Annotated in this window: 23 protein-coding genes and 3 pseudogenes; 13 read left to right on the top strand and 13 right to left on the bottom strand. The window is 71.7% G+C overall.

Annotation, left to right across the window (positions count from 1 at the left end; genetic code table 11):
• Positions 1-6: 6 nt before the first annotated feature.
• From KV205_RS36440 to KV205_RS25895, 3 genes are read right to left on the bottom strand one after another with little or no spacing between them, the layout of a single operon-like run.
• Positions 7-2,556 carry a phage tail sheath subtilisin-like domain-containing protein gene (locus tag KV205_RS36440; protein ID WP_265867018.1) on the bottom strand — a complete coding sequence of 850 codons (2,550 nt, stop codon included), beginning with the start codon at positions 2,554-2,556 and terminating at the stop codon, positions 7-9.
• 23 nt (positions 2,557-2,579) lie between these two features.
• Positions 2,580-3,161, bottom strand: a complete 582-nt coding sequence (locus tag KV205_RS25900) for a hypothetical protein (RefSeq protein ID WP_265867017.1) — start codon at positions 3,159-3,161, stop codon at positions 2,580-2,582.
• A complete protein-coding gene (locus KV205_RS25895; protein ID WP_265867016.1) occupies positions 3,158-3,697 on the bottom strand; it encodes a DUF4255 domain-containing protein in 540 nt (179 codons plus the stop codon). Before KV205_RS25895 ends, KV205_RS25900 begins: the two co-directional genes overlap by 4 nt.
• 205 nt (positions 3,698-3,902) lie before the next feature.
• Between KV205_RS25895 and KV205_RS25890 the strand changes: the two genes are divergently transcribed.
• Positions 3,903-4,655: a bacterial transcriptional activator domain-containing protein gene (locus tag KV205_RS25890; protein WP_265867015.1), complete on the top strand. Its 753-nt coding sequence runs from the start codon at positions 3,903-3,905 to the stop codon at positions 4,653-4,655.
• A gap of 33 nt (positions 4,656-4,688) precedes the next feature.
• Here KV205_RS25890 and KV205_RS25885 read toward each other — a convergent pair whose 3' ends face one another.
• The 3 genes and pseudogenes from KV205_RS25885 to KV205_RS25875 all read right to left on the bottom strand — a co-directional run.
• Positions 4,689-5,012 carry a rhodanese-like domain-containing protein gene (locus KV205_RS25885; RefSeq protein ID WP_265867014.1) on the bottom strand — a complete coding sequence of 108 codons (324 nt, stop codon included), beginning with the start codon at positions 5,010-5,012 and terminating at the stop codon, positions 4,689-4,691.
• A 182-nt stretch (positions 5,013-5,194) separates the two neighbouring features.
• On the bottom strand, positions 5,195-6,070 hold the full coding sequence (locus KV205_RS25880) for a DUF1684 domain-containing protein (RefSeq protein ID WP_265867051.1): 876 nt from the start codon (positions 6,068-6,070) through the stop codon (positions 5,195-5,197).
• A gap of 147 nt (positions 6,071-6,217) precedes the next feature.
• A pseudogene (locus tag KV205_RS25875) lies at positions 6,218-6,423 on the bottom strand (amino acid ABC transporter permease); the annotation flags it as partial.
• An 819-nt stretch (positions 6,424-7,242) separates the two neighbouring features.
• On the opposite strand from KV205_RS25875, the gene KV205_RS25870 reads away from it, so the two are divergent.
• The 10 genes from KV205_RS25870 to KV205_RS25825 all read left to right on the top strand — a co-directional run bounded on the left by KV205_RS25870 (position 7,243) and on the right by KV205_RS25825 (position 16,017).
• Positions 7,243-7,419 carry a hypothetical protein gene (locus KV205_RS25870; protein ID WP_265867013.1) on the top strand — a complete coding sequence of 59 codons (177 nt, stop codon included), beginning with the start codon at positions 7,243-7,245 and terminating at the stop codon, positions 7,417-7,419.
• Entirely contained in the window at positions 7,419-7,949 is a 531-nt protein-coding gene (locus KV205_RS25865) for a GNAT family N-acetyltransferase (RefSeq protein WP_265867012.1), read from the top strand. The genes KV205_RS25870 and KV205_RS25865 overlap by 1 nt, the downstream gene beginning before the upstream one ends.
• 23 nt (positions 7,950-7,972) lie before the next feature.
• A complete protein-coding gene (locus tag KV205_RS25860; RefSeq protein WP_274710877.1) occupies positions 7,973-9,013 on the top strand; it encodes an amino acid ABC transporter permease in 1,041 nt (346 codons plus the stop codon).
• Positions 9,014-9,075: 62 nt separating this feature from the next.
• The gene (locus tag KV205_RS25855; protein ID WP_265867048.1) at positions 9,076-9,828 is read left to right on the top strand and encodes an amino acid ABC transporter ATP-binding protein; all 753 of its coding nucleotides are present in this window, start codon (positions 9,076-9,078) and stop codon (positions 9,826-9,828) included.
• Positions 9,829-9,951: 123 nt separating this feature from the next.
• Positions 9,952-10,938 (top strand): ABC transporter substrate-binding protein, encoded by a 987-nt coding sequence (locus tag KV205_RS25850; RefSeq protein ID WP_265867011.1) that lies wholly within the window; start codon positions 9,952-9,954, stop codon positions 10,936-10,938.
• 109 nt (positions 10,939-11,047) lie between these two features.
• Entirely contained in the window at positions 11,048-11,611 is a 564-nt protein-coding gene (locus KV205_RS25845) for a cysteine dioxygenase (RefSeq protein WP_265867010.1), read from the top strand.
• Complete coding sequence (locus KV205_RS25840) at positions 11,602-12,057, top strand: rhodanese-like domain-containing protein (RefSeq protein ID WP_265867009.1); 456 nt, start codon at positions 11,602-11,604, stop codon at positions 12,055-12,057. Before KV205_RS25845 ends, KV205_RS25840 begins: the two co-directional genes overlap by 10 nt.
• A 269-nt stretch (positions 12,058-12,326) precedes the next feature.
• Positions 12,327-13,532 carry an LLM class flavin-dependent oxidoreductase gene (locus tag KV205_RS25835; RefSeq protein ID WP_265867008.1) on the top strand — a complete coding sequence of 402 codons (1,206 nt, stop codon included), beginning with the start codon at positions 12,327-12,329 and terminating at the stop codon, positions 13,530-13,532.
• A 20-nt stretch (positions 13,533-13,552) separates the two neighbouring features.
• Positions 13,553-14,941: an NtaA/DmoA family FMN-dependent monooxygenase gene (locus tag KV205_RS25830; RefSeq protein WP_265867007.1), complete on the top strand. Its 1,389-nt coding sequence runs from the start codon at positions 13,553-13,555 to the stop codon at positions 14,939-14,941.
• Positions 14,938-16,017: an LLM class flavin-dependent oxidoreductase gene (locus tag KV205_RS25825; RefSeq protein ID WP_265867006.1), complete on the top strand. Its 1,080-nt coding sequence runs from the start codon at positions 14,938-14,940 to the stop codon at positions 16,015-16,017. The genes KV205_RS25830 and KV205_RS25825 overlap by 4 nt, the downstream gene beginning before the upstream one ends.
• A 32-nt stretch (positions 16,018-16,049) precedes the next feature.
• Here KV205_RS25825 and KV205_RS25820 read toward each other — a convergent pair.
• The 5 genes and pseudogenes from KV205_RS25820 to KV205_RS25800 form a co-directional block, all read right to left on the bottom strand.
• Positions 16,050-16,287, bottom strand: a pseudogene (locus tag KV205_RS25820) (aldo/keto reductase); the annotation flags it as partial.
• A 72-nt stretch (positions 16,288-16,359) separates the two neighbouring features.
• Positions 16,360-18,027, bottom strand: a complete 1,668-nt coding sequence (locus KV205_RS25815) for an alpha/beta hydrolase (RefSeq protein WP_265867005.1) — start codon at positions 18,025-18,027, stop codon at positions 16,360-16,362.
• A 96-nt stretch (positions 18,028-18,123) separates the two neighbouring features.
• A complete protein-coding gene (locus KV205_RS25810; RefSeq protein WP_265867004.1) occupies positions 18,124-19,446 on the bottom strand; it encodes a sensor histidine kinase KdpD in 1,323 nt (440 codons plus the stop codon).
• Positions 19,443-20,114 carry a response regulator transcription factor gene (locus KV205_RS25805; protein ID WP_265867003.1) on the bottom strand — a complete coding sequence of 224 codons (672 nt, stop codon included), beginning with the start codon at positions 20,112-20,114 and terminating at the stop codon, positions 19,443-19,445. The genes KV205_RS25810 and KV205_RS25805 overlap by 4 nt, the downstream gene beginning before the upstream one ends.
• A gap of 67 nt (positions 20,115-20,181) precedes the next feature.
• Positions 20,182-20,544, bottom strand: a pseudogene (locus tag KV205_RS25800) (alpha-galactosidase); the annotation flags it as partial.
• A 233-nt stretch (positions 20,545-20,777) separates the two neighbouring features.
• On the opposite strand from KV205_RS25800, the gene KV205_RS25795 reads away from it, so the two are divergent.
• Both KV205_RS25795 and KV205_RS25790 read left to right on the top strand, forming a co-directional pair.
• Complete coding sequence (locus KV205_RS25795; RefSeq protein WP_265867002.1) at positions 20,778-21,953, top strand: ROK family transcriptional regulator; 1,176 nt, start codon at positions 20,778-20,780, stop codon at positions 21,951-21,953.
• Positions 21,954-22,138: 185 nt separating this feature from the next.
• On the top strand, positions 22,139-22,789 hold the full coding sequence (locus KV205_RS25790; RefSeq protein ID WP_265867001.1) for a TetR/AcrR family transcriptional regulator: 651 nt from the start codon (positions 22,139-22,141) through the stop codon (positions 22,787-22,789).
• On the opposite strand, the gene KV205_RS25785 is transcribed toward KV205_RS25790, so the two are convergent.
• Positions 22,786-23,226 carry an ATP-binding protein gene (locus tag KV205_RS25785; protein ID WP_265867000.1) on the bottom strand — a complete coding sequence of 147 codons (441 nt, stop codon included), beginning with the start codon at positions 23,224-23,226 and terminating at the stop codon, positions 22,786-22,788. The two genes, KV205_RS25790 and KV205_RS25785, sit on opposite strands and share 4 nt — an antisense overlap.
• A gap of 179 nt (positions 23,227-23,405) precedes the next feature.
• A complete protein-coding gene (locus KV205_RS25780; RefSeq protein WP_265866999.1) occupies positions 23,406-26,579 on the bottom strand; it encodes a TIM-barrel domain-containing protein in 3,174 nt (1,057 codons plus the stop codon).
• Positions 26,580-26,804: the final 225 nt, after the last annotated feature.

The following is a 26,804-nucleotide window of genomic DNA, read 5'->3' as shown; positions in this document are numbered from 1 at the left end:
GCGCGGTCACTCGGACTGCCGCTTGTGGCTGAACCGGAAGATCACGAACTCGGCGGGCTTGGCCGGCGCCAGCGCCACCTCCGTGATCACCAGACCCAGATCGATGTCGGCCGCGGTCATCGTCTCGCCGAGCCCCACGGACACCCGGTACGCCTCCTCCGGCTTGCCGCCCGCCAGCGCACCGGCCCGCCAGAGCTGGTCGAGGAACCCTTCCAGCGAGACCTTGATACGGATCCAGGTCGAAGCCGTGTTCGGTTCGAACACCACCCATTGGGTGGCGTTCTCCACCGACCGCTCGACGAAGTTGAACAGCCGCCGCACATTGACGTAGCGCCAGGTCACGTCGTCCGTCGCCGTCCGCGCGCCCCAGATCCGGATGCCCCGCCCCGGGAAGGCGCGCAGCAGGTTGACGGCCGCCGGGTTCAGCAGGTCCTGATGCCGGGGCGTGAACGTCCGCGACAGTCCGACGATGCCGCCCACCTGCTCGTTCGCCGGGGCCTTGGCGACCCCTCGCTCCCGGTCCGTACGGGCGAACACACCGGCGACGAATCCCGACGGGGGGACGGTACGGAACCGCTCGGTCGCGTAGGGATCGATGGCGACCATCTTCAGATGCGGGGCGTACACCGCCGCACAGGTGCTCGCCACCGTCTGGTTGCGCCATGTGACGAGCGCGGTCTCGTCGAAGTCGGGTGCGTCGAGGATGGCGAACCGCCGGAACGCCTCGCAGTGGTCCACCACCGCGCCGACCAGATCGGCCTGCAGCAGCGGATCTTCCAGGGTGACACTGTCCGGGCAGATCACCTGCGAGGGCTCCTGCTGTTCCTCCAGCTTGGTGAGCGCCTTCCTGAAGTCAGCGTTGGCCGGTGCGACGTCGACACCTGCCTGTGCCGAGAGTGCGTAGGCGGGTGTCGTGGTCTCGCCGATCGCCGCCGCCCCGGCGGCCCGGGGTGCCACGGTGACATAGGCCGAGACTCCGTTGACCACGCCGTCGCGGGCGAAGTAGCGCGGATGCGACGGGTCGAGGGCCAGCCCCGTGTGCGACTCGGCCACCGCACCGCCGTCCGTCACCGTCAGGTTGAAACGCACCGGGAAGAACGTCGTCGGGCTGAACGCCACCAGCGGGAACCGGCTCGTGGCGATCGCCGAGAGGTCGGTCGCCTCGGCGAACTTCAGCACGTACACGGCGCCGCTCGCCTTCGTGACCTTCGTGATGCGCAAGCGCTTCGTCGCGGCGAAGTCGACGAACTCGCCCACCTGCGGGGGAACGGCGCAGCGCACGACCACACCGTTCGAGGCGTTCGCGGGCAGCACGAACCGCGCGCTCGTGAAGGTCTGTGGCAGGTCGTCGCCGGACTCGGTGCCGGTCGTCTCGTCGGTACGGGTGACCGTGGTGGTATGGACGCCGTCGGTGAGCTCGAGACTGGTGCCCACCGGCAGGAACGCGAAGCGGGCGAGCACGTCCTCGACCGTGCCGGCGGCGAAGTCGATCGCCTCGGTGTACACGGCGACGCTGACCTGAGCGTCGACCAGAACGGTCCCGGCCGGGGCGTTCTGGCCGCCAGGCATCGCGAATTGCGTTCCGGCGAATGCCGCCACGACGCCTGAACTCACCGTCGCCCGGGCGTTGGACATCTCGGAGTCCACCGGAGCCAGCGCCGGGTCCACCTCCCAGGTGATCTGCCCCAGGGTGAAGGTGGCGGCGCCGCCCGCGATGGTGCCGCGGAACCGCGCGATCCGCCGGGCGAGACCGGCACCTAGCACGGCCGAGCCGAGCGGTGCGCTCAGCGTGACGGCAGTGCGCGGGCCCTGCTTGACCACAGCGGCGATCACCCCGGTGACCCGCGACCCGTCCGCGCTCTGGATCGCGAGCAGGTCGCCCTGCTTCAGGCCGGAGCCGCTGGCGAGCAGGATCGTGGTCGGTGACGCGGCGGTGCGTGCGGCAACGACGTCACCCGTGGCCAGCTCGATCGCCGTGCCGGCGGTGACGTTCAGAGTGGTGGCGGCGACCGTGTTGACCGTAGCGTCGACGGAGGCACCCGTGCCCTTCATCAGCGTGACGGTGTCCCCGGCGAGGAACCCGCCCGAGCTGCGCACCGGGATGTCGATCGGGTTCGTCTGAACACTCACCGGGCTGGAGACCACCGCCTGCGCCATGGCCCCCGCGCCGCCGGTCAGATCGGGGGAGACGCCGAGCGTCACACCGTTCGCCCAGGCGCCGGGAGACGTCGCGGTGGCCTCGAAGGAGAGTGTGGCCGTGGTCGCGCTGTCGTAGATCTTCCACGTTGCGGCGACCGAAGGATCGGCCCGGACGACCCAGGCCGCCGTACCGCCGTTCTCGAAGAACCCGTACAAGGCCTCCGGCGTGAAGCCACGCGCGTGCGCCGTACCGAAGGTGCGCACGAAGTCCGCCCATCCGGTGACTCGGGTGGGCACCCCGACGGGTCCCTTGCACAGGCTGCCGATGGCGGCGACCACACTGGTGGACGCGGCTGCGATCGGCTGGGGCCCGGAAGGGACCTCCTCGATGTAGACGCCGGGAGACTGGTAGCTCACGGTGGGCTCCTTCGATGAACGGTTCAGGCAGTGGCGACGAGCCGGACCCGGGGCGATCCACGGGTGACGTCGATCGTGATCTCACCGAGCGAGGCTCCGTCGACGAGCAGCTCCAGCGGGCGGAACGCCGCGGTCCACACGACCGGGGCCGACACGTAGACCCCGGGGACGGTCTCGGGCAGCGCGACGGTCGGCCGCGGTGACGGCCCCGACTTCGCGCTGGCGACCATGGTCCGCCCGGTCGCCGTGTGGTCCTCCGTGGCGAGCAGCTCGACGCTCAGCGTCATCGGCACGGGAGCGAGCCGCAGTTCCAGCTCGGCGCCGGTCAGCGGGACGGTCATCGCCGGTGTGGCCAGGGCCGCGGCGAGCACCGGGTCGGCCACGGCGATGCTCAGCACCGGCGGGCCGGAGGGCGCCGGTGCCCCGTCCCGGACGGCGACCGCCACCGTGTTCGCCCGGGTCCGCACCGACCAGCCGGGGCGCGGTCGGTCCAGCCGCGCGCTCAGCGGCTCGACCGGCTCACCACTGACCGCGTGCAACACCCGTACGGTGTGGGCGAGTCGCACCGTGGTGCCGGCGGCGATCCGGCCCGGGAGTCCGCTCATGAGGCGTCCATGTAGTCGATCCGGTGGGTGACCACGGTGCCGTGGCCGTCCTTCACCAGCAGCTCGACCGGCGCCACGTCGACCTCGTAGTACAGCGCCAGCCGGCCGGGCCGGCCGAGCGCGCCCCAGATCTGGTTGCGTTCGTCGTCCGTCGGGCTGGTCAGCCGGACGGTGACCGACTGGACCTTGCCGGCGAGGGCCGGCGGCAGACCGGTGCCGCTGATGACCGGCGTGGTGTGGAAGGCCGCCGCGACCAGCGAGAGCCGGGTCTGCGCCTCGTCGTGCGCGCCGATGAACGTCATCAGATAGTGCAGCCGCAGCGCGAGCGGCGGGCGCACGTGTCCCTCCGGGGAGCTGACCAGCGGCCGGTTGCGCAGGTGGGGGTGCTCTTCGACGGCGTACAGCGCGACCGCCAGCTTGGAGCTCGTCGGGTCGGGATCGGCCGCGGACAGCGACGACAGCTCGGCCCATGGCGGGTGGGCCGGCCTGGCCTTGTTGACCACGCCGACCAGCAGCTCGGACACCTCCCTGATCACGCCGGTCATCGTGACGGGACGCCATCACCGGACCGTCACGCTTCCATCACCGGATCGTCGCGAGGCCGGTGACGGTACGGGGTCGACGCGGGAACGCGGCGCCCGTAGCGTCGAGTTCCGTACGAGGCGAGAGCTTCGGGGCCGGCCGTGCGCCGTTGACGCGGCGGTGACGGCGCGGAGACGCAGCCCGGTCGATCGTCCTCCCATGACGCTGCTTCACACCCGCCCCGAGGCCGCCATGAGCCTGCGGCTGCTCGACGGCTTCGCGCTCGAAGTCGAGGGTCGCGCTCACGAGGTCACCCCGGCCGCCGCCCGGCTCATCGCCTATCTGGCCCTGCGGGGCAGCGCGCTGACGCGGTCACAGGTCGCCGGGGCGCTGTGGGGGGACCGCACGGAGGAACGCGCGGCGGCCTGTCTGCGTTCGGCTATCTGGCGCGCCAACTGCGGGCTCGAACAGCCGCTGGTGCGCGCGGGGCGTACCACCGTGGCCCTGTGCCCGCACCGCCTCGACACCCGGGCGGCCGCCGCGGCGGCGCACGACCAGTTCGTCGGCCGGCCTCCGGTCGATCCCGCCGTGCTCGGCGGCAACCTGCTGCCCGGCTGGGACGACGAGTGGGTGCTGGTCGAGCGCGAGCGGCTGCGCCTGCTCTGCCTCGGCGGTCTGGAACGGATGGCCGAGTCGCTGCTCGTCGCCGGTGAGTACTACCGGGCGATCGAGGCCGCGTGCGCCGTGCTCGCGGCGGATTCGCTCCGCGAGGCGGCCTACCGGATCGTGATCGAGGCGCACGCGCACCTGGGCAACCGGGCCGAGGCGCTGCGCCAGTTCAAGCTGTGCCGCACGATGCTGCGCCGCGAGCTCGGCCTGGATCCGGGGAGTGAGCTCATCGCGGTCGTCCAGCGGCTCCTCACAGAGTCGAGAGTCGAGTCGAGAACGGACCTGCCCACCTCGGCCGCGTGATCGGCTGCGCCGCACGCCGATGAGATCGCACACTTACTGAAGTCCGTGGACGAGCAGCCGGTGACCGGCGGCGGCCCAGGCCCGGGTGCCGCCGGTGAGGCTCGCCGCCGCGATCCCGTGGGAGGCGAGAACCGCGGCGACCTGCTCGGAGCGGGCGCCGGAGGCGCACACCAGGAGCAGCCGTCCGCTCTCGGCAGCGCTCCGCAGCTCCGCCAGGCTGCCCTTGACGAGCTCCAGGGGAACGTTGACGGCGCCCGGCACGTGGCCGGAGGCGAACTCGCCGGGAGTGCGGACGTCGACCACATGCAGCTCGGGAAGCCGAGGTTCGGCCTCGTCGACGCTGAGGATGCTGGACATGCCCATGAGAAACCTGCCCTTGGCAGAGACGGGAGCGGCCCCGTAACCACCAGCACGGGGCCGTCCCCAGAGGTTAGGCGTTGACGGGCGGCTCCACCCGTAGCCGGACGGCATCGCCACGAGGTGGCCATGACGCCGTCACATCGCGGCAACGATCCCAGCCGCCCCCTTCCGCCGGCCCGCTAGGAGACCGGGCCGCGCTCGAGGGGGATCTTCTCGCCGGTCTCGATCGCGACGGGCAGCCGGTTCTCGGCCGGCGGCAGCGGGCAGGTCGCGAAGTCGGTATAGGCGCAAGGGAGGTTGGTGGCGCGGTTGAAGTCGAGCAGCACCGCGCCGTCGGGGCCGGGCGCGGCTACCGCGAGCTGACGGTTGGCCGCGTACGTGGTGACACCTGAGGTCTCGTCGGTGAACAGAACCGTGAGGCTCCCGGGCGTGTTTCCGTTGAACGCGGTCAGGGCCAACTCCTGTCCGTCCAACCGGAAGACGACCCGGCCCGGAGCGTCGTACACATGCCGAAGGCCCTCGACGGAGGCGCCCACTGTGGTCGGTCGCGGCTCGTCGAAGGCTTCGTAGCGGCCGGCGATCACCCAGCGCGGATCGGGCGCGTATGCGGGCGTGCTGGTGAAGGCGACCCTGAGCGGGTGGTCGGGGTGCCGCGGCCGGACCACGTCGAGGCCGCCGCGCTTGGCGACCTCGATCACCGTGTCGCCCCAGACGGCGTCGACGCCGCCGCGCTCCGGAATGACGCCGAAGAGGTGCCGCCCGCGTACCACCGCGCCGTCGACGACGAGCTCCGTCCCCTCGTCGAGCTCCACGACGACGCCTTCGGGCCCCGTCGACCAGGTCCCCGGTACGCCGGGGAAGCTCTGCGGCTCGACGGAGAGCCAGTGCAGACCGGTGACCGCGAGGAAGCCGTGCTCCGAGGCGAGCCGGGCGTCCTTGTCCCGGTGCCACTCCTGCCATTCCGCGGCGAAGACCTCCGGATCCGGTACGTCGGCGGTGCTGGTGCGGCCGTCGGGGGCGTGGTCGACGGCTTCGGGGATGTCATGGACGCTCATGTGTCGTCTCCTTCTGGTGCAGTGGATGGATGGATGGATGGATGGATGGATGGCGTGGTGTGCGCGGCCCTGCGGCCGGGGCCGGGAAGCCGAAGGCCCGAGGCGGAGTTCGGGAGGCAGGAGGCACCACGGGGGGGGAACGCGACGGAGGGCGCCGCCGCGCACCACCTCGGCGGCGCAGGCCGCCTCGTGCAGGGTCAGGCCGATGACGGGTCGAGCAGGTTGACCGTCTTGACGGTGGCCAACTCGGGTCCGAAGGGGATGCCGAGTCCGAGCGTCGGCTAGAGCGCGCCGATGTCGAACCAGAACAGCAGCTGCACCGGCAGCGGGGCGGACCGGGAGATCCACAAATGCGGGAGATCGGCCTCAAAGCCCCGGCCGCTGGGGGCGCTCGGGTGTCGTGAGGTGGTACGGACGCGGGGACGCGGGAGGGGACGTGGACGTCGGACGGTGAGGCCATCAGAAGGCTCTCCAGGCGAGGGAGGCGCGGGCAGCGGTGACCACCCGGCGGCGCACGTACACGGACTCCGGGGAGACACAGCGTGGGCCAGGGGGGTGGCCGGTTTTCCGGCGTCGTCACACTCGCCGCGTCCCTCAACGCGGCCGGTCCGGTCGCCGCGCGAGGCGGAGCCGGTCCGGCCTCGATCGTACGGGCATGCCGCGAGCAGGTGTCAACCACGCCACCTCCAGGAACGGCCAAACGCCGGTCCGGCATCCGGGCCGTGGTTGACGGGAAGCGCGATGTACTGCTCAATTGGTCGCATGAATGCCGAGCAGCGCCTGGTCACCCGGGACCACATCGACTTCGGTCGGGTGTGGTCCGCGGCGTGTTGCGCCTGAAGCGGCAGCGGGCCGTCTGACCGGCCCTTCCCTCCCTCGGTGACCCCGTTGCGGGCCGAGATCCTTCCCTCGTAGCACCGTCGTACGCATGTGCTCGGCACACGCCGAGTCCCCGTACGGACCGTTCTGCGAGAGCTGCCCCGTGCCTGCCGCTGCCCTCCTTCGTCCGAGGCCCCTGCCCCGGCGTCGTCACACCCTCCCCGACCTGTTTTCCCAGCACCCTGAAGCGCCGGCACACCGTCCGCGCCGAAGGCTGCTCCGCCCTGCCGCGCCTGGTCCGTGCCGCTACCCCGGCATACGGCCCAGAGGACTTGAGGAAAGGCCATCTCCCCATGCACGTGGAGTTCCTTGGCATCGCCGCCACCAACGCCGGCTCCGAAACCACCCCGCACTCCGGCGCCGCCGTCGGCCGGTACGTGATTCCGATCGTCCGTGAGGAGGTCGCCGAGCGCGACGCCGAACGCGACGCCGAGCGGGCGGCGCGCGGAACGCTCGCGGTGGTCAGGTGATGACGCACGCCACGGAACTGACGGTGATTCATGTCCCCGTCTCCGACCCGAGAGTTCGACCCCTGCTGCAGGAACTCGGCGACGAGTACTCCCGGCGCTACGGCAAGGACGCGCACGGCGAGATCTCCCGCTACCCCGACGAGGAGTTCACCGCCTCGCACGGCGGCGTTCTGCTCCTGCTCCTGGAACACGGCGAGCCGGTCGCGGGTGGCGCCTTCCGCCGGTACGACGCGACCACGGCCGAGCTGAAGCGGATCTGGACGCACTCCGCCCATCGGCGGAGGGGTCTCGCCCGACGTGTCGTCACCGAACTGGAGCGCGAGGCGACGGCCCGTGGCTACCGGCGGATCCACCTGACCACCGGCCCGCGCCAGCCCGAGGCTCGCGGCCTGTACCTGGCCACCGGTTACACCCCGCTGTTCGACACGGAGGCCGACCCGGAGACCATCGGCCCGCTGCCTTTCGAGAAACACCTGCCGGCAACCGCGACACACCGAGCGACTCACCGAGGAAAGGCAGCACAACCGTGAGCGCCCGTGCCATCGGAACACGCCTGCGCATCGCCGCCGCCGGCAAGGCCGACTCCGCCGTCGCGCCACCGGGCGCGGCCTCCCCGGGCACCGACCCCGAATCACGGCCGGACCCGGACGACCCGGCCTCCCTCGAGGTCGTGCCCGCCCGCCACTACGCACGCTGGGCGGCGGCCGCCGCCGTGATCGTGCTGGTCGCCCAGTTCGTGCACGGACTGGCCACCAACCCGGTCTGGGAGTGGGGCGTCTTCCGCGCCTACTTCCTGTCCGAGACGATCGTCCAGGCGGTGTGGGTGACCCTCCAGCTCACCGCGTACGCCACCGTGCTCGGCTTTCTCCTCGGCACCGTCCTGGCCTTCATGAGGCTGTCGAGCAGCCCGGTGCTGCAGACCGTCGCCTGGTCCTACATCTGGATCTTCCGGTCCATCCCGATGATCGTCCAGCTGGTGTTCTGGTTCAACCTGAGCGCCCTGTACGAGGAGTTGGGCGTCGGCATCCCCTTCGGACCGGTGCTCTGGTCCGTCGACAGCAACAGCCTCATCGGCACGATCGGCGCCGCCGTCATCGGGCTCACACTGCATCAGGCCGCCTACGCCGCGGAGATCGTGCGCGGCGGCGTGATCGCCGTCGATCACGGGCAGCTGGAGGCCGCCGCCGCACTCGGCATCCCCCGGCTGCGGCAGATCCGCCGGATCGTGCTGCCGCAGGCCATGCGCGCCATCCTGCCCACGGCCGGCAACGAGATCATCGGCCTGCTCAAGGGCACCTCGGTGGTCTACGTGATGTCCATCGGCGAGCTGTTCTACCAGGTACAGGTGATCTACGGCCGCAACGGCCGGGTGATCCCCCTCCTGCTCGTCGCCACCGCCTGGTACGTGGTCCTCACCACCCTGCTGTCGGTCGCGCAGTACTACGTGGAGCGCCGCTTCGCCCGGGGCGCCGACCGGACCCCGCCGCCCACCCCGCTCCAACGGGCCCGGCGCTCCGTACACGACCTGCGCGCGGCGGCCGTACGGCGCGACCAGCCCGTCGTACCCCTGAAGCCCCTGGGAGGAAGCCGATGAGCGACGTGACCGCGGCCGCCAAGGACGCGAAACAGACGCACAATGACGATGACGACGGCGTGATGGTGGACGTCCACGGCGTCCACAAGAGCTTCGGCCCGCTGGAGGTGCTGCGCGGCATCGACCTCAAGGTCCGAGCCGGCGAGGTCACCGTGATCCTCGGCCCGTCCGGCTCCGGGAAGTCCACCCTGCTGCGCACCATCAACCACCTGGAGAAGGTCGACCGGGGCTGGATCAGCATCGACGGCCGGCTCATCGGCTACCGCCGCTCCGGCGGAAAGCTGCACGAGCTGAAGGAGAAGGACGTCCTGAAGCAGCGAACCGATATCGGGTTCGTCTTCCAGAACTTCAACCTCTTCCCGCATCTGACGGTGCTCGACAACCTCGTCGAGGCACCGGTCTCCGCACTGCGCCGCCCGCGCAGGGCGGCGGAGGAGGCCGCCCGCCGGCTCCTCGACCGGGTCGGCCTCGCCGACAAGGCGGACGCCTATCCGCGGCAGCTGTCCGGAGGCCAGCAGCAACGCGTGGCCATCGCCCGCGCACTCGCCCTCGAACCGAAGGTGCTGCTCTTCGACGAGCCCACCTCGGCGCTCGACCCGGAGCTGGTCGGCGAAGTCCTCGACGTCATCAAGGACCTGGCCCGCACCGGAACCACCATGATCGTCGTGACCCACGAGATCGGCTTCGCCCGCGAGGTCGCCGACACCGTGGTGTTCATGGACGGCGGCGCCGTCGTGGAGCAGGGCCCGCCGGCGGCCGTCCTGGACAACCCGCGGCACGAGCGCACCCGCGCCTTCCTCTCCAAGGTCCTCTGACCACCCCGACCGACCCCATACGCCCGATCCCCCGATCCCCCGATCCCCCGATCCCCCGATCCCCCGATCCCCCGATCCCCCGATCCCCCGATCCCCCGATCTCCCCGAGCAAGGAGCACGACCATGTCCACCTCGATCAACCGCCGCACCACCACTGCCGCCGCGCTGGGACTGGCCGCAGCCCTCGTCCTCGCCGCGTGCGGCAACCCCTCCGACGGCGGGACGACCGAGGTCGCGGCCGCGTCGGGCGGCACGGTGAAGATCAACCTGAGCCCGGACCAGAACCGCGTCACCACGGGCAAGGTCGACTCCATAGCCGCCGGGGTCCCGGAGGAGATCCGCAAGCGAGGCACCCTGGAGATCGTCGACTCCTCGGGCTCGGCCGCACCGCTGACGTTCTTCGCCACCGACAACAAGACGGTCATCGGTGTCGAGCCGGACATCGCCTACCTGGTCGCCGACGTCCTCGGCCTGAAGCCGCACCTCAACACGGTCTCGTGGGAGAACATTTTCGTCGGCCTGGACAGCGCCAAGTACGACGTCGGCTTCAGCAACATCACCGTCACCGAGGAGCGCAAGGAGAAGTACGACTTCGCCACCTACCGCGAGGACAACCTGGGCTTCGAGGCGAAGAAGGGCAGCGGCCTGAAGATCACCGGTCCGCAGGATGTGGCGGGCAGGACCGTCGCCGTGAGCAGCGGCACCAACCAGGAGAAGCTGCTCGTCGAGTGGAGCAAGGAGAACGAGAAGGCCGGTCGCAAGCCGGTGAACATCACGTACTACCAGAACGACAGCGACACCTACCTCGCCCTCCAGTCCGGCCGCATCGACCTCTACCTCGGCCCCAACCCGACCGCCGCCTACCACGCCGCGACGACCGGGAAGACCGAGGTCGTCGGTACCTACTCCGGCGCAGGCTCCACCCTCCAGGGCCTCATCGCGGCCACCACCAAGAAGGACAGCGGACTGGCCAAGCCGCTCGCCGACGCCCTCGACCACGTCATCGAGAACGGCACGTACGCCAAGGTGCTTCAGCGCTGGGGCCTGTCCGACGAGGCCGTGACCACGTCCGCGATCAACCCGCCTGGTCTGCCGAAGACCGACAAGTAGCCGTCACGGGAGTCGGGGGCCGCGTACGCCGCGGTTCGTCGCGTACGCGGCCCGGACCCCGCACCCGTCCCACGCACATGCTCACTCACGCTCCCGAAGGAGTCCCGCCATGGCCACCGTCCTTTCCGTGTCCGAGCGCGCAGCCGAGTCCGCGGCTCCGCCCGACGGTGTCACCCGTACGGGCCCGACACTCGGTGAACTGCTCGACTTCGCCCGCCGCACCGCCTCCGACAGCGAGCTGGTCGCCACCCTCCCGCTGGACCCCGAGGGCCGTACCTGGATCCGACTCGACGGTCCAGGCGGCAGCGAGGCGTGGCTCATCGGCTGGCCACCGGGCACCGGCACCGGATGGCACGACCACGGCGGCTCGCGGGGTGCCTTCGCCACCGCGGACGGCGAGTTGACCGAACAGTCCCTCGCCGCCCAGCTGCCCACGGAAGGATGGCGAACGCTCGAACTCGCCGACGGTATCGACCGCGAGCGGCGGCTGGGCGCAGGGCAGGGGCGCGCCTTCGGCCCCCACCACGTCCACCAGGTGGTGAACTTCTCCGCCGAGGCGCACGCCGTCTCCGTCCACGTCTACCACCCGCCACTGCCGCTGATCCGGCGCTACAGCCGTACGGGGCCCGTGCTGCGGCTGGAGACGGTCGAGCGACCGGAGGCATGGACGTGACGCGCCCACCGGAACGGGGAATCGACGAACTGCTGGCCCGGGCCCGCGCGGAACTGGACCGGCTCGGACCACTGCAGGCAGCCGAAGCCGTCGCTTCCGGCGCGCTGCTGGTCGACATCCGCTACGCCGCGCTGCGGGAGCGCGACGGCACCATCCCCGGCGCGCTGGTCGTCGAGCGCAACGAGCTGGAATGGCGGCTCGATCCGCTCTGCGATCACCGGTCGCCGGAGGTCACCGACCATGACCGAACCGTCGTGGTGGTGTGCAACGAGGGGTACGCGTCCAGCCTCGCAGCGGTGTCGCTGCGGCAGTTGGGGCTGCACCGGGCGACGGACCTGGACGGCGGGTTCCAGGCATGGCGGCGGGCCGGCCTGCCCGTGGAGCCGCCCGGCACTCGCCGAGGCGGCGGCCACCTTCCAGGAGGTGAGACAGCGAGCGCAACATGAGAAGGCCCTCTCTTGACGACGGCCGAAGGGCCGCCTGACGCTCCCTCACGTATCCCGGACGGTTTCATGGAGCCGCAACACGCTCTCCACCTTCGTCCGTCCGGCTCCGCCTAGGCTGCGAGGACATGAAGACCTGCCGTGGCGGAGCGTACGGCAGGCCCCGGCCCGAGCGGACGAGCAACCGGAAGAGCGGAGGCGACGGTGTCGTCCCCCGTCCTCCGCACGAGGGCCGATGACCCGTACGGTCGACCAGGAAGGCCCCCTTCGCCATGTCCGCACATCCCCCTCTTCATCTCGCCGTGGCGCTGGACGGCACCGGCTGGCACCCGGCCGCGTGGCGCGAGCCGGACGCCCGGCCCCACGACCTGCTCACCGCCGGCTACTGGGCCGACCTCGTGGCCGAGGCCGAACGCGGCCTGCTCGACTTCGTGACGTTCGAGGACGGGCTCGGGCCGCAGTCCTCGCACCCCACGGAACCCGACGAGCGCACCGACCAGGTCCGGGGCCGACTGGACGCCGTCCTCGTCGCTGCCCGGGTCGCACCGCTGACCCGGCACATCGGGCTTGTGCCCACCGTGGTCGCGACCCACACCGAGCCGTTCCACATCTCCAAGGCGATCGCCACCCTGGACCACGTCAGCGGCGGCCGCGCGGGCCTGCGCGTCCAGGTGACGGCACGACAGAACGAGGCGGCGCACTTCGGACGACGCGCCTTCCCGGCCCTCCGCATCGAGGACCGGGACACCCCGGCCGGCCGGGACCTGATCGCCGAACTCTTCGAGGAGGCCGCGGACCACATCGAGGTGGTGCGCCGCCTGTGGGACAGCTGGGAGGACGACGCGGAGATCCGTGACGTCGCCACCGGACGCTTCATCGACCGCGACAAGCTGCACTACATCGACTTCGAGGGCAAGCACTTCAGCGTCAAGGGCCCCTCGATCACCCCTCGGCCCCCGCAGGGCCAGCCCCTCGTCAGCGCCCTCGCGCACGACAGCGTGCCGTACCGACTGGTGGGCCGTTCCGCCGACATCGGGTACGTCACTCCGCACGACACCGCCCAGGCCCGCGCCATCGTCACCGAGATCCGTGCCGCCCAGGCCGCCGCAGGACGGGCGGAGGAACGACTGCACATCTTCGGCGACCTGGTCGTCTTCCTGGACGACGATCCCGAGGCGGCGGAGTACCACAAGGCTCGCCTGGACGACCTGGCGGGTGACGCCTGCACCAGCGACGCCCGGGTGTTCACCGGCACGCCCGCGCAACTGGCGGATCTGCTCCTTGAGCTGCGCAAGGCGGGCCTGAGCGGCTTCCGGTTGCGCCCCGGAGCGATCGGCCACGACCTGGCACAGATCACGCGGGGCCTGGTGCCCGAACTCCAACGCCGAGGCGCCTTCCGGCACGCCTACGAGGCAGACACCCTCCGGGGGCTGCTCGGTCTCTCCCGCCCCACGAACCGCTACGCCGCCGCCGTCTGAGCCGCAGGAGCCGTACCACCATGACGAACCCGAACACCGGCAAGCCCCCGAAGCAGATCCACCTCGCGGCCCACTTCCCCGGCGTCAACAACACCACCGTGTGGAGCGACCGGCGGGCGGGCAGCCACATCGAGTTCAGCTCGTTCGCGCACTTCGCGCGGACGGCCGAACGCGCCAAGTTCGACTTTCTGTTCCTCGCCGAGGGACTGCGGCTGCGCGAACAGGGCGGCCGGATACACGACCTGGACGTGGTGGGCCGGCCCGACACCTTTACCGTCCTGTCCGCGCTCGCCGCCGTCACCGATCGTCTCGGCCTGACCGGCACCATCAACTCCACCTTCAACGAGCCCTACGAGGTGGCCCGCCAGTTCGCGAGCCTGGACCACCTGTCGGTCGGACGTGCCGCCTGGAACGTCGTGACCTCCTGGGACGCCTTCACCGGCGAGAACTTCCGGCGCGGCGGCTTCCTCCCGGAGGACCAGCGCTACTCCAGGGCCAAGGAGTTCCTGTCCACCGCCACCGAGTTGTTCGACTCCTGGCGCGGCGACGAGATCCTCGCCGACCGGGAGTCCGGCATCTTCCTCAAGGACGCGCGAGCCGGAGCCTTCGTCCACCAGGGGCAGCACTTCGACATCGCCGGCCGGTTCAACGTCCCGCGCAGCCCCCAGGGCCGTCCGGTGATCTTCCAGGCGGGCGACTCCGACGAGGGCCGCGAGTTCGCTGCCGCCGAGGCCGACGCCATCTTCAGCCGGCACAGCACGCTGGAGGCCGGCCGGGCCTTCTACACCGACGTCAAGGGACGCCTGGCCCGCCACGGCCGATCCCACGACCAGCTCCTGATCCTGCCCGCTGCGACCTTCGTACTCGGCGACACCGACGCCGAGGCGCAGGAGCTGGCCCGTGAGGTTCGACGCCAACAGGTCAGCGGCCAGACGGCGATCACGTACCTCGAACACGTGTGGAACCGGGACCTGTCCGCGTACGACCCGGACGGCCCGCTCCCCGACATCGACCCGGACCCCGGCGAGCACACCATCGCCCGCGGCCGGGCGAGCGTGCGGTCGTTCCGCGACCCGGTCGCCGTCGCCCGGCAGTGGCGCGAGCGCGCCGCCGCGGAGAATCTGTCGATTCGTGAACTGGTCATCGAGACCACCGGCCGCCAGTCGTTCATCGGCTCCCCGGCCACCGTCGCCGAGACCATCGACCACTTCGTCCAGACGGACGCCGCCGACGGCTTCATCCTGGTCCCGCACCTCACCCCCGGCGGCCTCGACGAGTTCGCCGACACCGTCGTCCCGCTGCTCCAGGAACGCGGCGTGTTCCGCCACGACTACACGGGCACCACGCTCCGCGACCACCTCGGCCTCGCCCACCCCGACCACGTGCGCGACGAGCGGGTGGCGTCGTGAAATTCCTCGCCATCACCCTCATCGTGCACGCCCCTGATCCCGTGACCGGCGTACAGAAGTCCACCAGCGAGCGCTTCCGCGAGGTGGTCGACAACGCCCTGCTGGCCGAGGAGCTCGGATTCGACGGCTTCGGCGTCGGCGAGCGTCACGAGCGGCCGTTCATCTCCTCCTCACCACCGGTCGTGCTCAGCCACATCGCCGCGCTCACCTCCAGGATCCGGCTGTTCACCGCCGTCACCACCCTCAGCCTGCTCGACCCGGTGCGCGCGTACGAGGACTACGCGACCCTGGACCACCTGTCCGGGGGCCGCCTCGACCTGATCATCGGCAAGGGCAACGGCACCGCACAGCGCGAGCTGTTCCACGTCACGCCCGAGGACCAGTGGGACCGCAACGCCGAGGGCTACGATCTGTTCCGCCGGATCTGGCGGCAGGGCAAGGTGAGCGCCGCGCCGCGCTTCCGCCCCGAGCTGACCGACGCGGAGGTCTGGCCGCGACCCCTTCAGCAGCCCGTCCGGGTCTGGCACGGCAGCGCGACCAGCCGGGAGTCGGTCGACCTCGCCGCCCGCTACGGAGACCCGCTCTTCTCGGCCAATGTCACCCACCCCATCGAGCCGTACGCCGCACTCATCCGCCACTACCGGGAGCGCTGGGAGCACTACGGCCACGACCCGGCGCGAGCCGTCGTCGGCGCGGGAACGGCCGGCTACCACGCGGCACGCACCTCGCAGGAAGCCGTCGCCGCGTACCGGCCGGTGTTCGAGGGCCAACTCGCCTTCCAGAAGAGCCAGGGCCTGGAGCCGGTGTTCACCACCCTGGAGGACTTCGTCGAACGCAGCTCGGCGCTCATCGGCAGCCCGCAGCAGATCATCGACAAGGTGCACCGCTACCACGAGCGGTTCGGGCACAGCGTGCTCCACCTGCAGGCCGACGCGAGCGGTCTGACGCACGCGCAGCACCGAGCCTCGCTCGAACTCTTCCAGTCGGATATCGCTCCGGTGCTGCGACGCGAGATCCCCGATCCGCCGTTCCCCTGGACCCCGGTCACAGCGGCACCCGAGCCCGACCCCAACTGACTACGGCGAGCAGGTCGACGACATCCTCGACTTCAGCCGAGGGGCCGCCGGCGGGCCGCGGGGTCGCGCAGGGCCGGCGGCACGTGGCCCGCGTCCCGTGCCGAGAGGGTGGTGCCCGGCGGGACGATCCTGTCGATCTCGTCCAGTACGTCCGGAGGCGGTGACCGCCGGGTGGGCGAGCACGAAGCCGAGGGCCAGTTCGATCAGAGTGATCCCGGCCTGCTCGGCCAGGACGGCGAGCGCCTCGACGGCCTCCACCTTGGCCGAGTTCTCGGCGTTGTCGATTTAAGGGGCAACGACGGTTCTGCGAAGCGCTCTCGGCCTGCGTGACGTAACGGGCCGTCACGGGGCACAGGTCGTGCCGGGCCGGACCTTCGTGAGGGACACCAGATAGGTCTCGACGTTCCGGTCGACGCAGGCGTTGCGGCCGTAGCCGGTGTGGCCCGCCGCCCGGAAGGACAGGAGCATGCCGCCGGGGAACTGCCGTGCCAGGCTCACCGCCTCGTCATACGGGGTCGCCGGGTCGCCCGCCGTACCGACGACGAGCACCGGCGGCACGCCGGGGGCGTCGACCCGGTGCGGCCGCTGGGTGCCGGCCGGCCAGTCCTTGCAGACCAGCTCGCCCGTCAGACCGGAAGTCCCGTAGACACCGGCGGCCTTGTCGGCGGGGGCCAAGGCGTCCCAGTAGGCGCGGTCGTCGCGCGGGTGGGGGACGTCGAGGCAGTTGACGGCGATCAGGGCCGCGTCGCTGTTGTCCTCGGGCACGGTGGTTCCGGAGTCGCCACCGGGATCAGACTCCGCATGCGCCTCGTCCTCGGACTCCTCGCCATCCGTGCCGTCTTCCTCTCCCCACGCCAAGGCCGCCAGCTTCGTACCGTCCCCTCCTTCCGCCTCGCGCAGCGCCTCCGACAGGACCTCCCACTGCGACTCCGGGGTGTACATGGACAGGCTGAGCGCGGAGACCACGCCGGCGGCATCGAGACCGTCCTCGGAACCGTCGACCGTGAGCGGCTCCCGCTGCGTCCGCTCCAGCAGGCGGTCGATCAGCGCGCGTATCTCCCCGGGGGTGGATCCGGGGCAGCCGTCGCCGACCGCGGCGGCGCAGGATTCCGCGTAGTCCGCGACCGCGTCCCGGAACCCCGTGGCCTGGCCCAGCATGCGCTGCCGCCAGTCCAGCGACGGGTCGACCGCCCCGTCCAGAACCATCGCGCGCACCCGCCGCGGGAACTGCTCGGCGTACGAGGTCCCCAGGCTCGTCCCGTACGACCACCCGACGTACGTCAGCTTCCGGTCGCCGAGCGCCGCCCGCAGCACGTCCAGGTCCCGGGCCGCGTCCTCGGTTCCCACGTGCGGAAGCAGCGGACCGCTGGCCTTCCGGCAGGCGTCGGCCGTCGCCCGCGCTCCCGCGAGCGCATCGGCGCGTTCGGCGTCGGTACGGGGGTAGAGCGGCGCTTCGGCGGAGGCCGGGGACTCGCCGTCCGCCTCCTCCCCGGTGAGACAGGTCAAAGCCGGCTTGCTCTCCCCGACACCCCGCGGATCGAAGGACACGATGTCGAACCGCTCCCGCACCCCGCGCCCCAGGGTGTCGGCGAGCCCGTCCTTCAGCGCCTGCACACCGCGCTCGCCGGGGCCGCCCGGGTTGTAGAGAAGCGAGCCGATCCGCTTTCCGGCGGAGGCCGTGCCGGCCTTCGCCACCGGCAGGACGAAGGTCTTGCCGTCGGCGGGGTGCGCGTAGTCCATCGGTACGGTGAGCTCGGCGCACCGGTAGGCGCCGCAGGCGTGCCAGGCGAGCTTCTGACCGTAGAAGCGCCGCAGGTCCGGCCGGTCGGCGGGGTCCGCGGAGGCGGCCGCCGAGCTCGGACGTCCCGATGCCGAGCCGGGCCCGGCCGTGCAGGCGGCCAGGGAAGCGGAGCCGAGGACGGCGAGGGCGATGACGAAGGCCTGACGGCGGCGTGCGGCGGCGCGGATCACGAGGTACTCCCGTAGCTGGTCGGTCCAGGGAATGATCACGCGCGGATGCTGAGGATTTGCTGAGGCGGCGGGCCGCCGGCGGCAGCCCTCGGCCACCGCGGCCCGACACGGCCCCGCCTGAGCCCGTCCGGCCCCTCAGTCCTGCGTCGGCAACCGCAGGACGAACCGGGCACCGCCGCGTTCCCCGCGCCCCGCCGTGAGCGTGCCGTCGTGCGCGTGGGCGACCCACGAGGCGATGGACAGACCGAGGCCCGTGGAACCCGAACCGCTGCGGAACCGTTCGAACAACGCGCCCGCGATCTCCGGAGGAAGCCCGGGACCGGCGTCCTCGACCGTCAGCGTGCCGTCCCGGCTCACCGTGATCAGGACGTCCGCGGGCACCCCCGGAGCGTGCCCGTGCGCGAGCGCGTTCCCGAGCAGATTGCCGACGGCCCGGCGCACCAGATCGGGATCGGCCACCACGACCGTGTCCTCGACGTCGACCCGGACCCGGTGCCCCGCCACGGGCGCCTCGTCGACGACCGCCTCCACCAACTGGTCGAGCCGCAGCGGCTGGCGCGCCACCGTGGCCGTGCCGGACATGAGCCGGGCGCGGGTCAGCAGCCCGTCGACCAGCTCGCCCATGCCCTCGGCCAGGCGGAGGGTACGCCGGTGCACGTCCGCGCTGTCCGTCTCGCCGCGCAGCGCCGTCTCGGCGAGGGTCCGGAGCGAGGCGGCCGGGGTCCGCAGATCGTGCGCCGCGTCCGCGAGGAACGCCTCCTGCTGGCCCAGCGCGGCGAGCGCGGGCCGTACCGCGCGCCCGGACAAGACGTGCCCGACGGCCGCGGACAGCAGGACGAGCACGGCGCAGCCGCCCGTCACGGCCCAGACGAGCCGGTCGTGGTCGGCGCGCGGGCCGGAAGCGTCGGCCAGGGCGACGAGCACGCCCTGCGGGCCCGCGTCATCGGCGGCTTCGGGTGCGTAGAAGGGCTGCGCGAACACCCGTACCGGCCTGCCGTCCCTCGTCCGCCGGTCGAACGCCCGGGTGTCGTCGGCGTGCACGGAGGCGCGCCCCGCCTCCAGGACCACCGCACGGCTCACGTCCAGGCAGGCCTTGGCCGGCGCGTGCTGGACGCTCACGCCGTCGGGGTCGTCCGCGTCGACCAGGAGCACGGTGAGCGGCGGGCAGTCGGTGTTGACCGTCTCCGCCAGGACGCCCGTGTCGAGCCGCCCGTCCTCGTCGGTCTCCAGCAGCCCGAGGGCCCAGCTCGTGTCCGCGTCCATCGAGTGGTCGAGCTGCTCCCGCCAACGGCTGCTGTCGCTGCGCACGGCCAGCAGGGCCATCGCGACCAGCCCGACGGCGCTGGTGAGCGCGAACAGCAGACTGATCCGCCGCCGCAGCCGCAGCACCCGAGCGGTGGGCGTGAGGGCGTGCTCCCGGGACCGCCATGGCGAACGCCGACGGCGAGGAGAAGTCACCGGGCATCGTCCGAGGCGAGCCGGTATCCGACCCCGCGCACGGTGTGGATGAGCGCGGGCTCCCCGAGCTTGCGCCGCAGCTGGGAGACGAGCACTTCCAGGACGTTGGACTGCGGCTCGGCCATCTCGTCCCAGCAGCTCTCGATCAGCTCGGCACGGGAGACCGCCTGGTCGGCGCGGGTCGCGAGCACTTCGAGCACCGCGAACTCCCGGCTCGTCAGGGTCAGCAGCACACCGTCCCGCCGGACCTGCCGCCGTGCCGTGTCGACCTCCAGGCCGCCGACGCTGTGCACCGGGGGCCGCACCGCCGCCGACCGCCGGCACAGACTCCGTACCCGCGCGACCAGCTCGGGCACGGCGAACGGCTTCACCAGATAGTCGTCGCCGCCGCTCGCGAACCCCTCCACCCGGTCAGCCACCGTGTCCCGCGCGGTCAGGAACAGCACGGGCACGCCCTGGCCGGCGCGTCGCAGCGCGTCGACGAAGACCGCCGCGTCCCCCGAAGGCAGCATCCGGTCGAACACCGCGCAGTCGTACGCGGTCACGAACAGCGCCTCGTCCGCCTGCGGCAGATCGGCCACCTCGTCGACGGCGAGCCCGGCCGCCCTCAGGGCGGCGGCCACACCGAATCGGAGGTTTTCGTCATCCTCGACGAGCAGTACGCGCACGCCGCTCACCCTAACCGGCGGACGCGGACGGGCCCGGAGCCGGTCGGACGGGCAGGTCTGCTGCGACCCAGGCGGCGACGTCGGGGCGGGCGAAGTTGAGGACGAGCTGGTTGCGCATGGTCGTCCGCTCGCGGCTCGGCATGTGCAGCATCCAGTCCGGGTGGCGCCGGTAGAGCTCGCTGTCGGGGTTGACCATCTCCGGTTCCACTTACGGCCCGAAGCGCATGCCCAGCCAGTGGACCTCGCGGATGAGCGGGTTCAGCCCGTACGGGAACGCCTTCGGGTTCGGTGTCCAGTCGCCGAGACCCGCGGTGTCGTCGCGGCGGGCGCCGAACCAGCCGTCGTCCATCACGAACAGCTCCGCACCGATCCCCGAGGCCGGCGCCGCGAGGTGCGTCTGGCCGGCCTCGTCGACGTCGAAGCCGGTCGGGAGCGCCGGGCGGTGATGTGCCGGCTGCCGCTCCAGGCGAGGGCGGGAGCGGCACACCTCGCCGCCGTCCACGGTGTGGTCGAGGTACCGCCACTCGACGCCCTGCCGCCGTCGGCGAACCGGATCCGCAGCGCGGGGGCGGCGGGGGTGTGGTCAGTCGGGGCAGCGCAGGTTCCCGACTCCCTGGAATTCAATTATCGACGGAGGTAATCAATACCCCTACGGTACGGCGCATGCCTCCGACCCCAGAGTCCCGTGCCCCGATCACCACGCCCGCCGCGGCGGCCGTGTTCACCACCGTCCTGACGCGTGGCCCGGTCTCCCGGGTGGAGATCGCCCGACGGACCGGGCTCTCTTCGGCGGCGGTCACCAGAACGGCCCGTCCGATCATCGAGGCCGGCTACCTGGAGGAGCTGGAGGCCGAGGAGCGCAACGCCCCGGGCGCGGGTCGCCCGGCCAGCCCGCTCTCGATCCGGGCCGACCGCGAGTTCTTCATCGGCGTCAAGATCACCGGCGAGGACCTGATCGGCGTCGTCTGCGACCTGCGGGCCGAGACGCGCGCCTCCCGCCACCACGTCCTGACGGACCGGACGGTGGACGGGGTCGTCGCGGCCCTCGCCGAACTGGTCGAGGCGCTGCTGTCCGAGTCCGACGCCTACCGGGAGCGCACCCACTGCCTCGGCGTCGCCGTCTCCGGCGATGTCGACCGGGCCTCGGGCGTCGTCCGGTACTCGCCCCTCCTCGGCCGGCGCGACGTCCCGCTCGCGCGGCTGCTCACCGAGGCGACCGGCCTGGTCACCACCCTGGAGAACGACGTCAAATCCCTCACCGTCGCCGAGCAGTGGTTCGGCGAAGGCGTCGAGGCGTCCTCGTTCGCCCTCGTGACCGTGGGCGCCGGCATCGGCTGCGCCCTCGTCCTCAACGGCGGCCTGGTCGCGGGCGAGTACAACGTCGCGGGCGAACTCGGTCACCTACGCGTCGCCGCATCGGGGCCCGTCTGCCACTGCGGCGGCAGCGGCTGCATCGAGACCCTGGCGTCGACCGAGGCCATCGTCGCCCACGCCCGCCGCGCCTCCGGCGACCCGGAACTGTCGATGACGCAGGCCGTCGAGCGTGCCCGCGCGGGCGACGAGGCGGTACGCCACGCCTTCGACCGGGCCGGGCACGCCATCGGCCTCGGCCTCGCGGCCGTCGCCAACCTCGTCGGGCCCGGGCGGATCGTCGTCTCGGGGGCGGGGCTTGCCGCCTACGACCTCCTGGAGCCGCAGATCCGGGAGTCCTTCGCCGAGCAGGCGTTCGGAGCGGCGGCGCGCTGTGTGCTGGTCATCCGGCCGCTGCCCTTCGAGGAATGGGCGCGCGGCGCGGCCGCGGTCGCCCTCCAGACCCTGTTCACCGCCGAGTCGATCTGACCACGCCCGCCCGCTGAGCGATGTCCCGTACGGACACGCCCGGCTGCCCGCCTCCGGAGCCGCCACGGCGGTGCCGTGCTCCTGCTGACCGACCGGGACAGGAGCTCGGGGACCTTGTCTGTGCGCTCGTCCTGAAAAGGTAGGGGTGCAAGGTTTTCCCGGTGGAGTCCGGCTAGAGTGATGCGGTGACGACACGACGCGCCCGGGGCCCGTACGCCAAGACCGCCGCCAAACGGCAGGAGATCCTCGACGCCGCGCTGGCTGCGTACGCGGAGGCGGGCAGCCGGGGCGTGTCCGTACGGGACATCGCCCAGCGGGTGGGGATGACCGACGCGGGCGTGCTGCACCACTTCGGGAGTCGCGAGGCGCTGCTCACCGCGGTGGTGGAGGCCCGCGACTCGGCGGCGTCGGCGGCGTACACCCCTGAGACCGTGCTCTGGCGGACGGAGCTGCTGGCCCAGAACGCCGCCACGCCCGGACTGGTCAAGCTGTTCCTGGACATCGCCGCCGCCTCGGCCGACCCCGACCACCCGGGCCATGCGTTCTTCACCGAGCGGTACCGCGGCCTGAGGCTCCAGATCGCGGCGCTGCTCGCCGGGGGGCCGCCGGCGGGGCTCGGCTCCGAGGAGCCGGGGGCGGGGGCGGGGGCGGGAGTGGATGTCGACGCCGACTGGGCCGCGCGGGTCCTGCTGGCCGCGACGGACGGCATCCAGCTCCAGTGGCTGCTCGAGCCGACGATCGACATGGCCGGGGACATCGGTCGACTTCGGGACGTGCTGCTGGACGCGCTGGAGGGGCAGCGGCAGCCGGGGTCCGAGGACAGCCCCGCCCACTAGGGCCTGTCCGGCCCCGCCGGCCGCCGGCCGATCATCACGTCGGCGGCGAGCGTCACGGCCACGCGCGTGCCGCGCGCCGTCCGTACGATCGCGCAGTCCTCCGCGTACGCGCGGACGAGCTGCAGGCCGCGGCCGCAGCACGCGGCGTCGTCGTCACCGGCGAGACGAGGGCGCCGGGCGCGCCACCTGCCGGTGTCCTGGACCTGGAGGGTCGCCGTGCGCCCGGTGGTCGTCAGGAGGACGGCCACGTCCGGGCTGCCGCTGTGCCGGACGACGTTGGCGACGAGCTCGGTCACGATGACGCCGAGCGCCTCGTCGACCTCGTCCCCGAGTTCCCACGGGCCGGCCGTCTCCCGGACGAAGCGGCGCAGTAGCGGGACCGCCTCGACGGTCGCGCGCATCACGCACAGGGCTCGATGGTCGGTGGTGGTGAACATGGGGCTCCTCGGCGCCTGGGGGGCGGGGCGCGGTGGCGGCGAAAACCGCCGGTCATGCCACGGTAAGCATGAAAACTTTGGAAGTCTAGGTTTTTGAGTGAGGGGCCTCAGGGAACTCATGGCCGCGCCCCCGACCGATGCCGGCCGGGGGCGCAGCTCCCCTCCTCAGGTGGTGGCCGTCAGGCCGTCGGCGTCCAGCGCTGGGCCGCCGTGCCCGAGCAGGTGGCGAGCGTCAGCTTCGTGCCGTTGGCCGTGCCCGATCCGACCGGGGCCAGGCAGCGTCCGCCGCTGGTGATCGTCGCCTGCGCGCCGAGCTGCCACTTCTGACCCGCCGAGCCGTTGCACGCCTGGACGGTCACGCTGGTGCCGGAGCCGTCGAGGCAGACGCCGTCCTTGCCGGTCAGGGTGCCGGCCGTGGTGAACGTCCAGCGCTGATTGGCGCCGCCGTGGCAGGCGTACAGCGTCGGTTCCGTGCCGGGGGCCGTGGCGCTGTACGGCAGGTCCACGCAGGTGCCCGAAGCCCCGTTGACCAGCGTTGCGTTCGACGGGAGCGGGGTGGGCAGGCCGGACGCGGAGATCTCGGCGGCGCTGGTCCACGGGCCGCTGTCCCCGGCCTCGCTGAGGGCCTTCAGGCGCAGGTAGCGTCCCGTCTTCGGCGCGAACGAGGCTTTCTTCTCCGTGGCGCTGTCGGCCCACGTGCCGGTCGCGACCGGGCTGCCCCAGCTCGCCGTGGTGTCGGAGACGTACACCTCGTACGACCCGACGCGTCCGTTGCTCCCGCCGTCCTGCCGCGGCAGATACGACAGGCTGTCGACGTCGTAGCGCGCCCCGAGGTCGATCTGGACCTCGTGGGGGAGCTGTGCGGCCGTGCCGCCGGAGTAGGCGGTGTGCCACGTGGTGGCCGGGTCGCCGTCGATGGCGTTGGCGGCGGCCCCGTCCTCGTACGCCGTCTCCTGGCTGTCGGCGTACGCGATCTTCCAGGCGGACTTGGAGATCGGCGCGCCCGTGGCGGGGACCTCGGTGGCCGGGAGCAGCGTCACACCGGACGCGGTGACCGTGAACGCGCCCGACTTCGAGCCCGTCTTGACCCGCAGGGTGCCGGAGCGGTCGGCCGGGTCGAAGTACCAGCCGGTCGTGGCGGAGTCGTACGCGGCCTTCGACGTCAGGGCCGGCAGGGCCGCGCCGTCGACGGTGACGCCGGTGGGGGCGGCGGCCGCGTGGACGGTGAACTCGTAGCCGCGGCTCGCGGGCTTGCCGGTGTACGTGCCGGTGCTCGCGCCGACGCTGATCTTCACGTCGCCGGTGCCGGAGGTGGGTGCCGTCACGTCGACCTTCTGCTTGGCGTACGCGCCGGTCTGGTACTGGCGGGTGACACCGTCGTCCTCGTACAGCGTGAACGTCGACGAGCCGCGCGGGTACACGTCGTACGTGAGGGTGTCGACCGGCTTCTCGCCGGTGTGGTTCATCTGCGGCCACATCGGCACGATCCCGCCGCCCTTGACGAACATGGGGAGCCGGTCGAGCGGGGCGTCGTAGCCGTTCAGCCAGCCCGGACCGCTGTACGTCCGGCCGCTCCAGTAGTCCGTCCACGTGCCGGCGGGCAGGTAGATGCCGTCCCGCTTCGTCGTGTCCGTCACCACGGGAGCCACCAGGAGCGAGTCGCCGGACATGAACTGACCGCTCGTCTGGTTGCCCCGCGCGACCGGGTCGTCCGGGTACTCCAGGACCATGGCCCGCAGCGTCGGCGTACCGGTCTCGGTCGCCACCCGGCTCATGGAGTAGAAGTACGGCATCATCCGCATCTTCAGCTTGAGGTACGTGCGGTTGATGGACAGGTACGGCTCGGCGAAGCGCCAGGGCTGCTTGTCCTGGTAGCCGGCCTCCGGGCCGGTGGCGCCCCAGCCGGACATCGTCATGAAGACGGGTGTCATCGCCTTCCACTGCAGGTCGCGGACGTACGTCTTGGGGCTGCCCTGGAAGATGCCGTCCACGTCCCCGGAGGCGTAGTTGAGGCCGGACAGGCCCGCGCCGGTGATCGCCGGGACGTGCCAGCGCATGGCGTCCCAGGTGCCCGGCGTGTCGCCGGTCCAGACGATGGCGTTGCGCTGCGTGCCGGCCCAGCCGTCGACCGTCCAGACGTAGCGGCGGGCGTCGGAGTTCTTCTCGATGCCGTCGACCGCCTGCTGGACGCCGTCGAAGGCGTACTTGTAGCCGCCGCCGATCCAGGCGACGTCGGTCTTCACCCCGCGCGAACCGGCGGTGCCGACCTCCTCGCCGATGTTCGCCAGACCGGTCGAGGTCCACAGGCCGGTCTGGAAGCCCTTGGCCTTCAGGGCGTCGACCGTGCTCTTCAGGGGCGCGGTGTAGCCGCAGCCGTAACCGTCGTTGGGCAGGAACCAGCCCGACGGCATGTCGGCGGCGCGCGCGTCGTTCGCGTAGCCGACCACGTCGGGAGTGGTCTGGTGACGGAGCCGGCCGTGGTCACCGGTGTAGTCGGGGTTCGAGGCGTTCCAGCAGTCGGCGTTGCCGAGCTCGAAGCCCCACATCGGCGCCAGGAACGGCTTGCCGCTCACGTCCGTGTACGCGTCCAGGACGCCCTTGAGGGAGTCGGCGACGAAGTACCAGGCGTCGAACCGGTTCTCGTTGTGTGTGAACGTGCCCGGCGCCCCGAAGTTGTACGTGCCCGGCGCCCAGGTGTTCCGCATGACGCCGTAGTTGTTGGTCGACATGTAGAAGGGCGCGGGGCTCGCGTTGTGGTTCTCCAGCCACTTGTTGCTGCCGGAGACGGGCACGGTCTTGCCGCGCAGCGCCCACTCGCCGAGCCGCAGGCCCGTGCCGTAGAACTGCTCGTCGGCACCCTGGGTGAGGTACTGGCTGGCCTGCGTGCCGGTCCAGGAGAGCGGCTGGGACTCCGCCCACACGAGCGTGGAGTTGTCGGCCCGGTAGACCGAGAAGCGCAGCGGGGACTTGTTGACCCGGATGTTCAGGGCGGGAGTGGCGATCTTGTAGTACGTGCCGGCGTCCGTGACGCTCGTGGTCACCGCGCCGAAGTCGGTGTCGATCGCGAGGGCGTTGCCCGCCGGGTCGTCGGTGAAGCCGCCGTTCGGCGACAGCCAGATCCGGAAGATGTCCTGGCGGGCCACCTGGACCCGGGCCTTGGCCGCCGTCGAGGTGCTGATCGTGAAGGTGTTGCCGGTCTGGCTGACCCCCGTGGCGTCCCCGGCGGTCGCCGCCGCGGCCGGCGACACCGGTCCCGCGACGGCGAAGACCGCCGCCACCAGGGCCACCACCAGGCCGAGGACGGCTGGTCGCCGCCCTCGGCCCCTGATCCGTACTGAAGAGCGTGCTCGCATCGCTGTCGCCTTTCGCTCGCCGACACTGCCGAGAGTGGTCGCGACATGACAGCAGCCGCCGTCGAATGACGTCAAGTGCGCGCTTAGTGCACTCAACAATCAAAAGCAATCAGATCTGCGCACGAAGTCTCGGCCCCGACTTCGCGGTCACAAGTCCATAACCGAGCGGGGCTCTCGGGTGACATCGGGCAGGTTGAGTGCTCTAAGTTGAGCAATACGCGCCGA

Source organism: Streptomyces sp. SKN60 (assembly GCF_026236535.1).
GTDB lineage: Bacteria > Actinomycetota > Actinomycetes > Streptomycetales > Streptomycetaceae > Streptomyces.
This window is presented reverse-complemented; position numbering and strand designations above follow the sequence as displayed.

Excerpts from the sequence above, each read along its gene's own strand:
- KV205_RS25900 (WP_265867017.1), bottom strand. The coding sequence starts at position 3,161 with ATGAGCGGACTCCCGGGCCGGATCGCCGCCGGCACCACGGTGCGACTC.
- KV205_RS25890 (WP_265867015.1), top strand. The coding sequence starts at position 3,903 with ATGACGCTGCTTCACACCCGCCCCGAGGCCGCCATGAGCCTGCGGCTG.
- KV205_RS25885 (WP_265867014.1), bottom strand. The coding sequence starts at position 5,012 with ATGTCCAGCATCCTCAGCGTCGACGAGGCCGAACCTCGGCTTCCCGAG.
- KV205_RS25880 (WP_265867051.1), bottom strand. The coding sequence starts at position 6,070 with ATGAGCGTCCATGACATCCCCGAAGCCGTCGACCACGCCCCCGACGGC.
- KV205_RS25870 (WP_265867013.1), top strand. The coding sequence starts at position 7,243 with ATGCACGTGGAGTTCCTTGGCATCGCCGCCACCAACGCCGGCTCCGAA.
- KV205_RS25865 (WP_265867012.1), top strand. The coding sequence starts at position 7,419 with ATGACGCACGCCACGGAACTGACGGTGATTCATGTCCCCGTCTCCGAC.
- KV205_RS25855 (WP_265867048.1), top strand. The coding sequence starts at position 9,076 with ATGGTGGACGTCCACGGCGTCCACAAGAGCTTCGGCCCGCTGGAGGTG.
- KV205_RS25850 (WP_265867011.1), top strand. The coding sequence starts at position 9,952 with ATGTCCACCTCGATCAACCGCCGCACCACCACTGCCGCCGCGCTGGGA.
- KV205_RS25845 (WP_265867010.1), top strand. The coding sequence starts at position 11,048 with ATGGCCACCGTCCTTTCCGTGTCCGAGCGCGCAGCCGAGTCCGCGGCT.
- KV205_RS25840 (WP_265867009.1), top strand. The coding sequence starts at position 11,602 with ATGGACGTGACGCGCCCACCGGAACGGGGAATCGACGAACTGCTGGCC.
- KV205_RS25835 (WP_265867008.1), top strand. The coding sequence starts at position 12,327 with ATGTCCGCACATCCCCCTCTTCATCTCGCCGTGGCGCTGGACGGCACC.
- KV205_RS25830 (WP_265867007.1), top strand. The coding sequence starts at position 13,553 with ATGACGAACCCGAACACCGGCAAGCCCCCGAAGCAGATCCACCTCGCG.
- KV205_RS25795 (WP_265867002.1), top strand. The coding sequence starts at position 20,778 with ATGCCTCCGACCCCAGAGTCCCGTGCCCCGATCACCACGCCCGCCGCG.
- KV205_RS25785 (WP_265867000.1), bottom strand. The coding sequence starts at position 23,226 with ATGTTCACCACCACCGACCATCGAGCCCTGTGCGTGATGCGCGCGACC.
- KV205_RS25780 (WP_265866999.1), bottom strand. The coding sequence starts at position 26,579 with ATGCGAGCACGCTCTTCAGTACGGATCAGGGGCCGAGGGCGGCGACCA.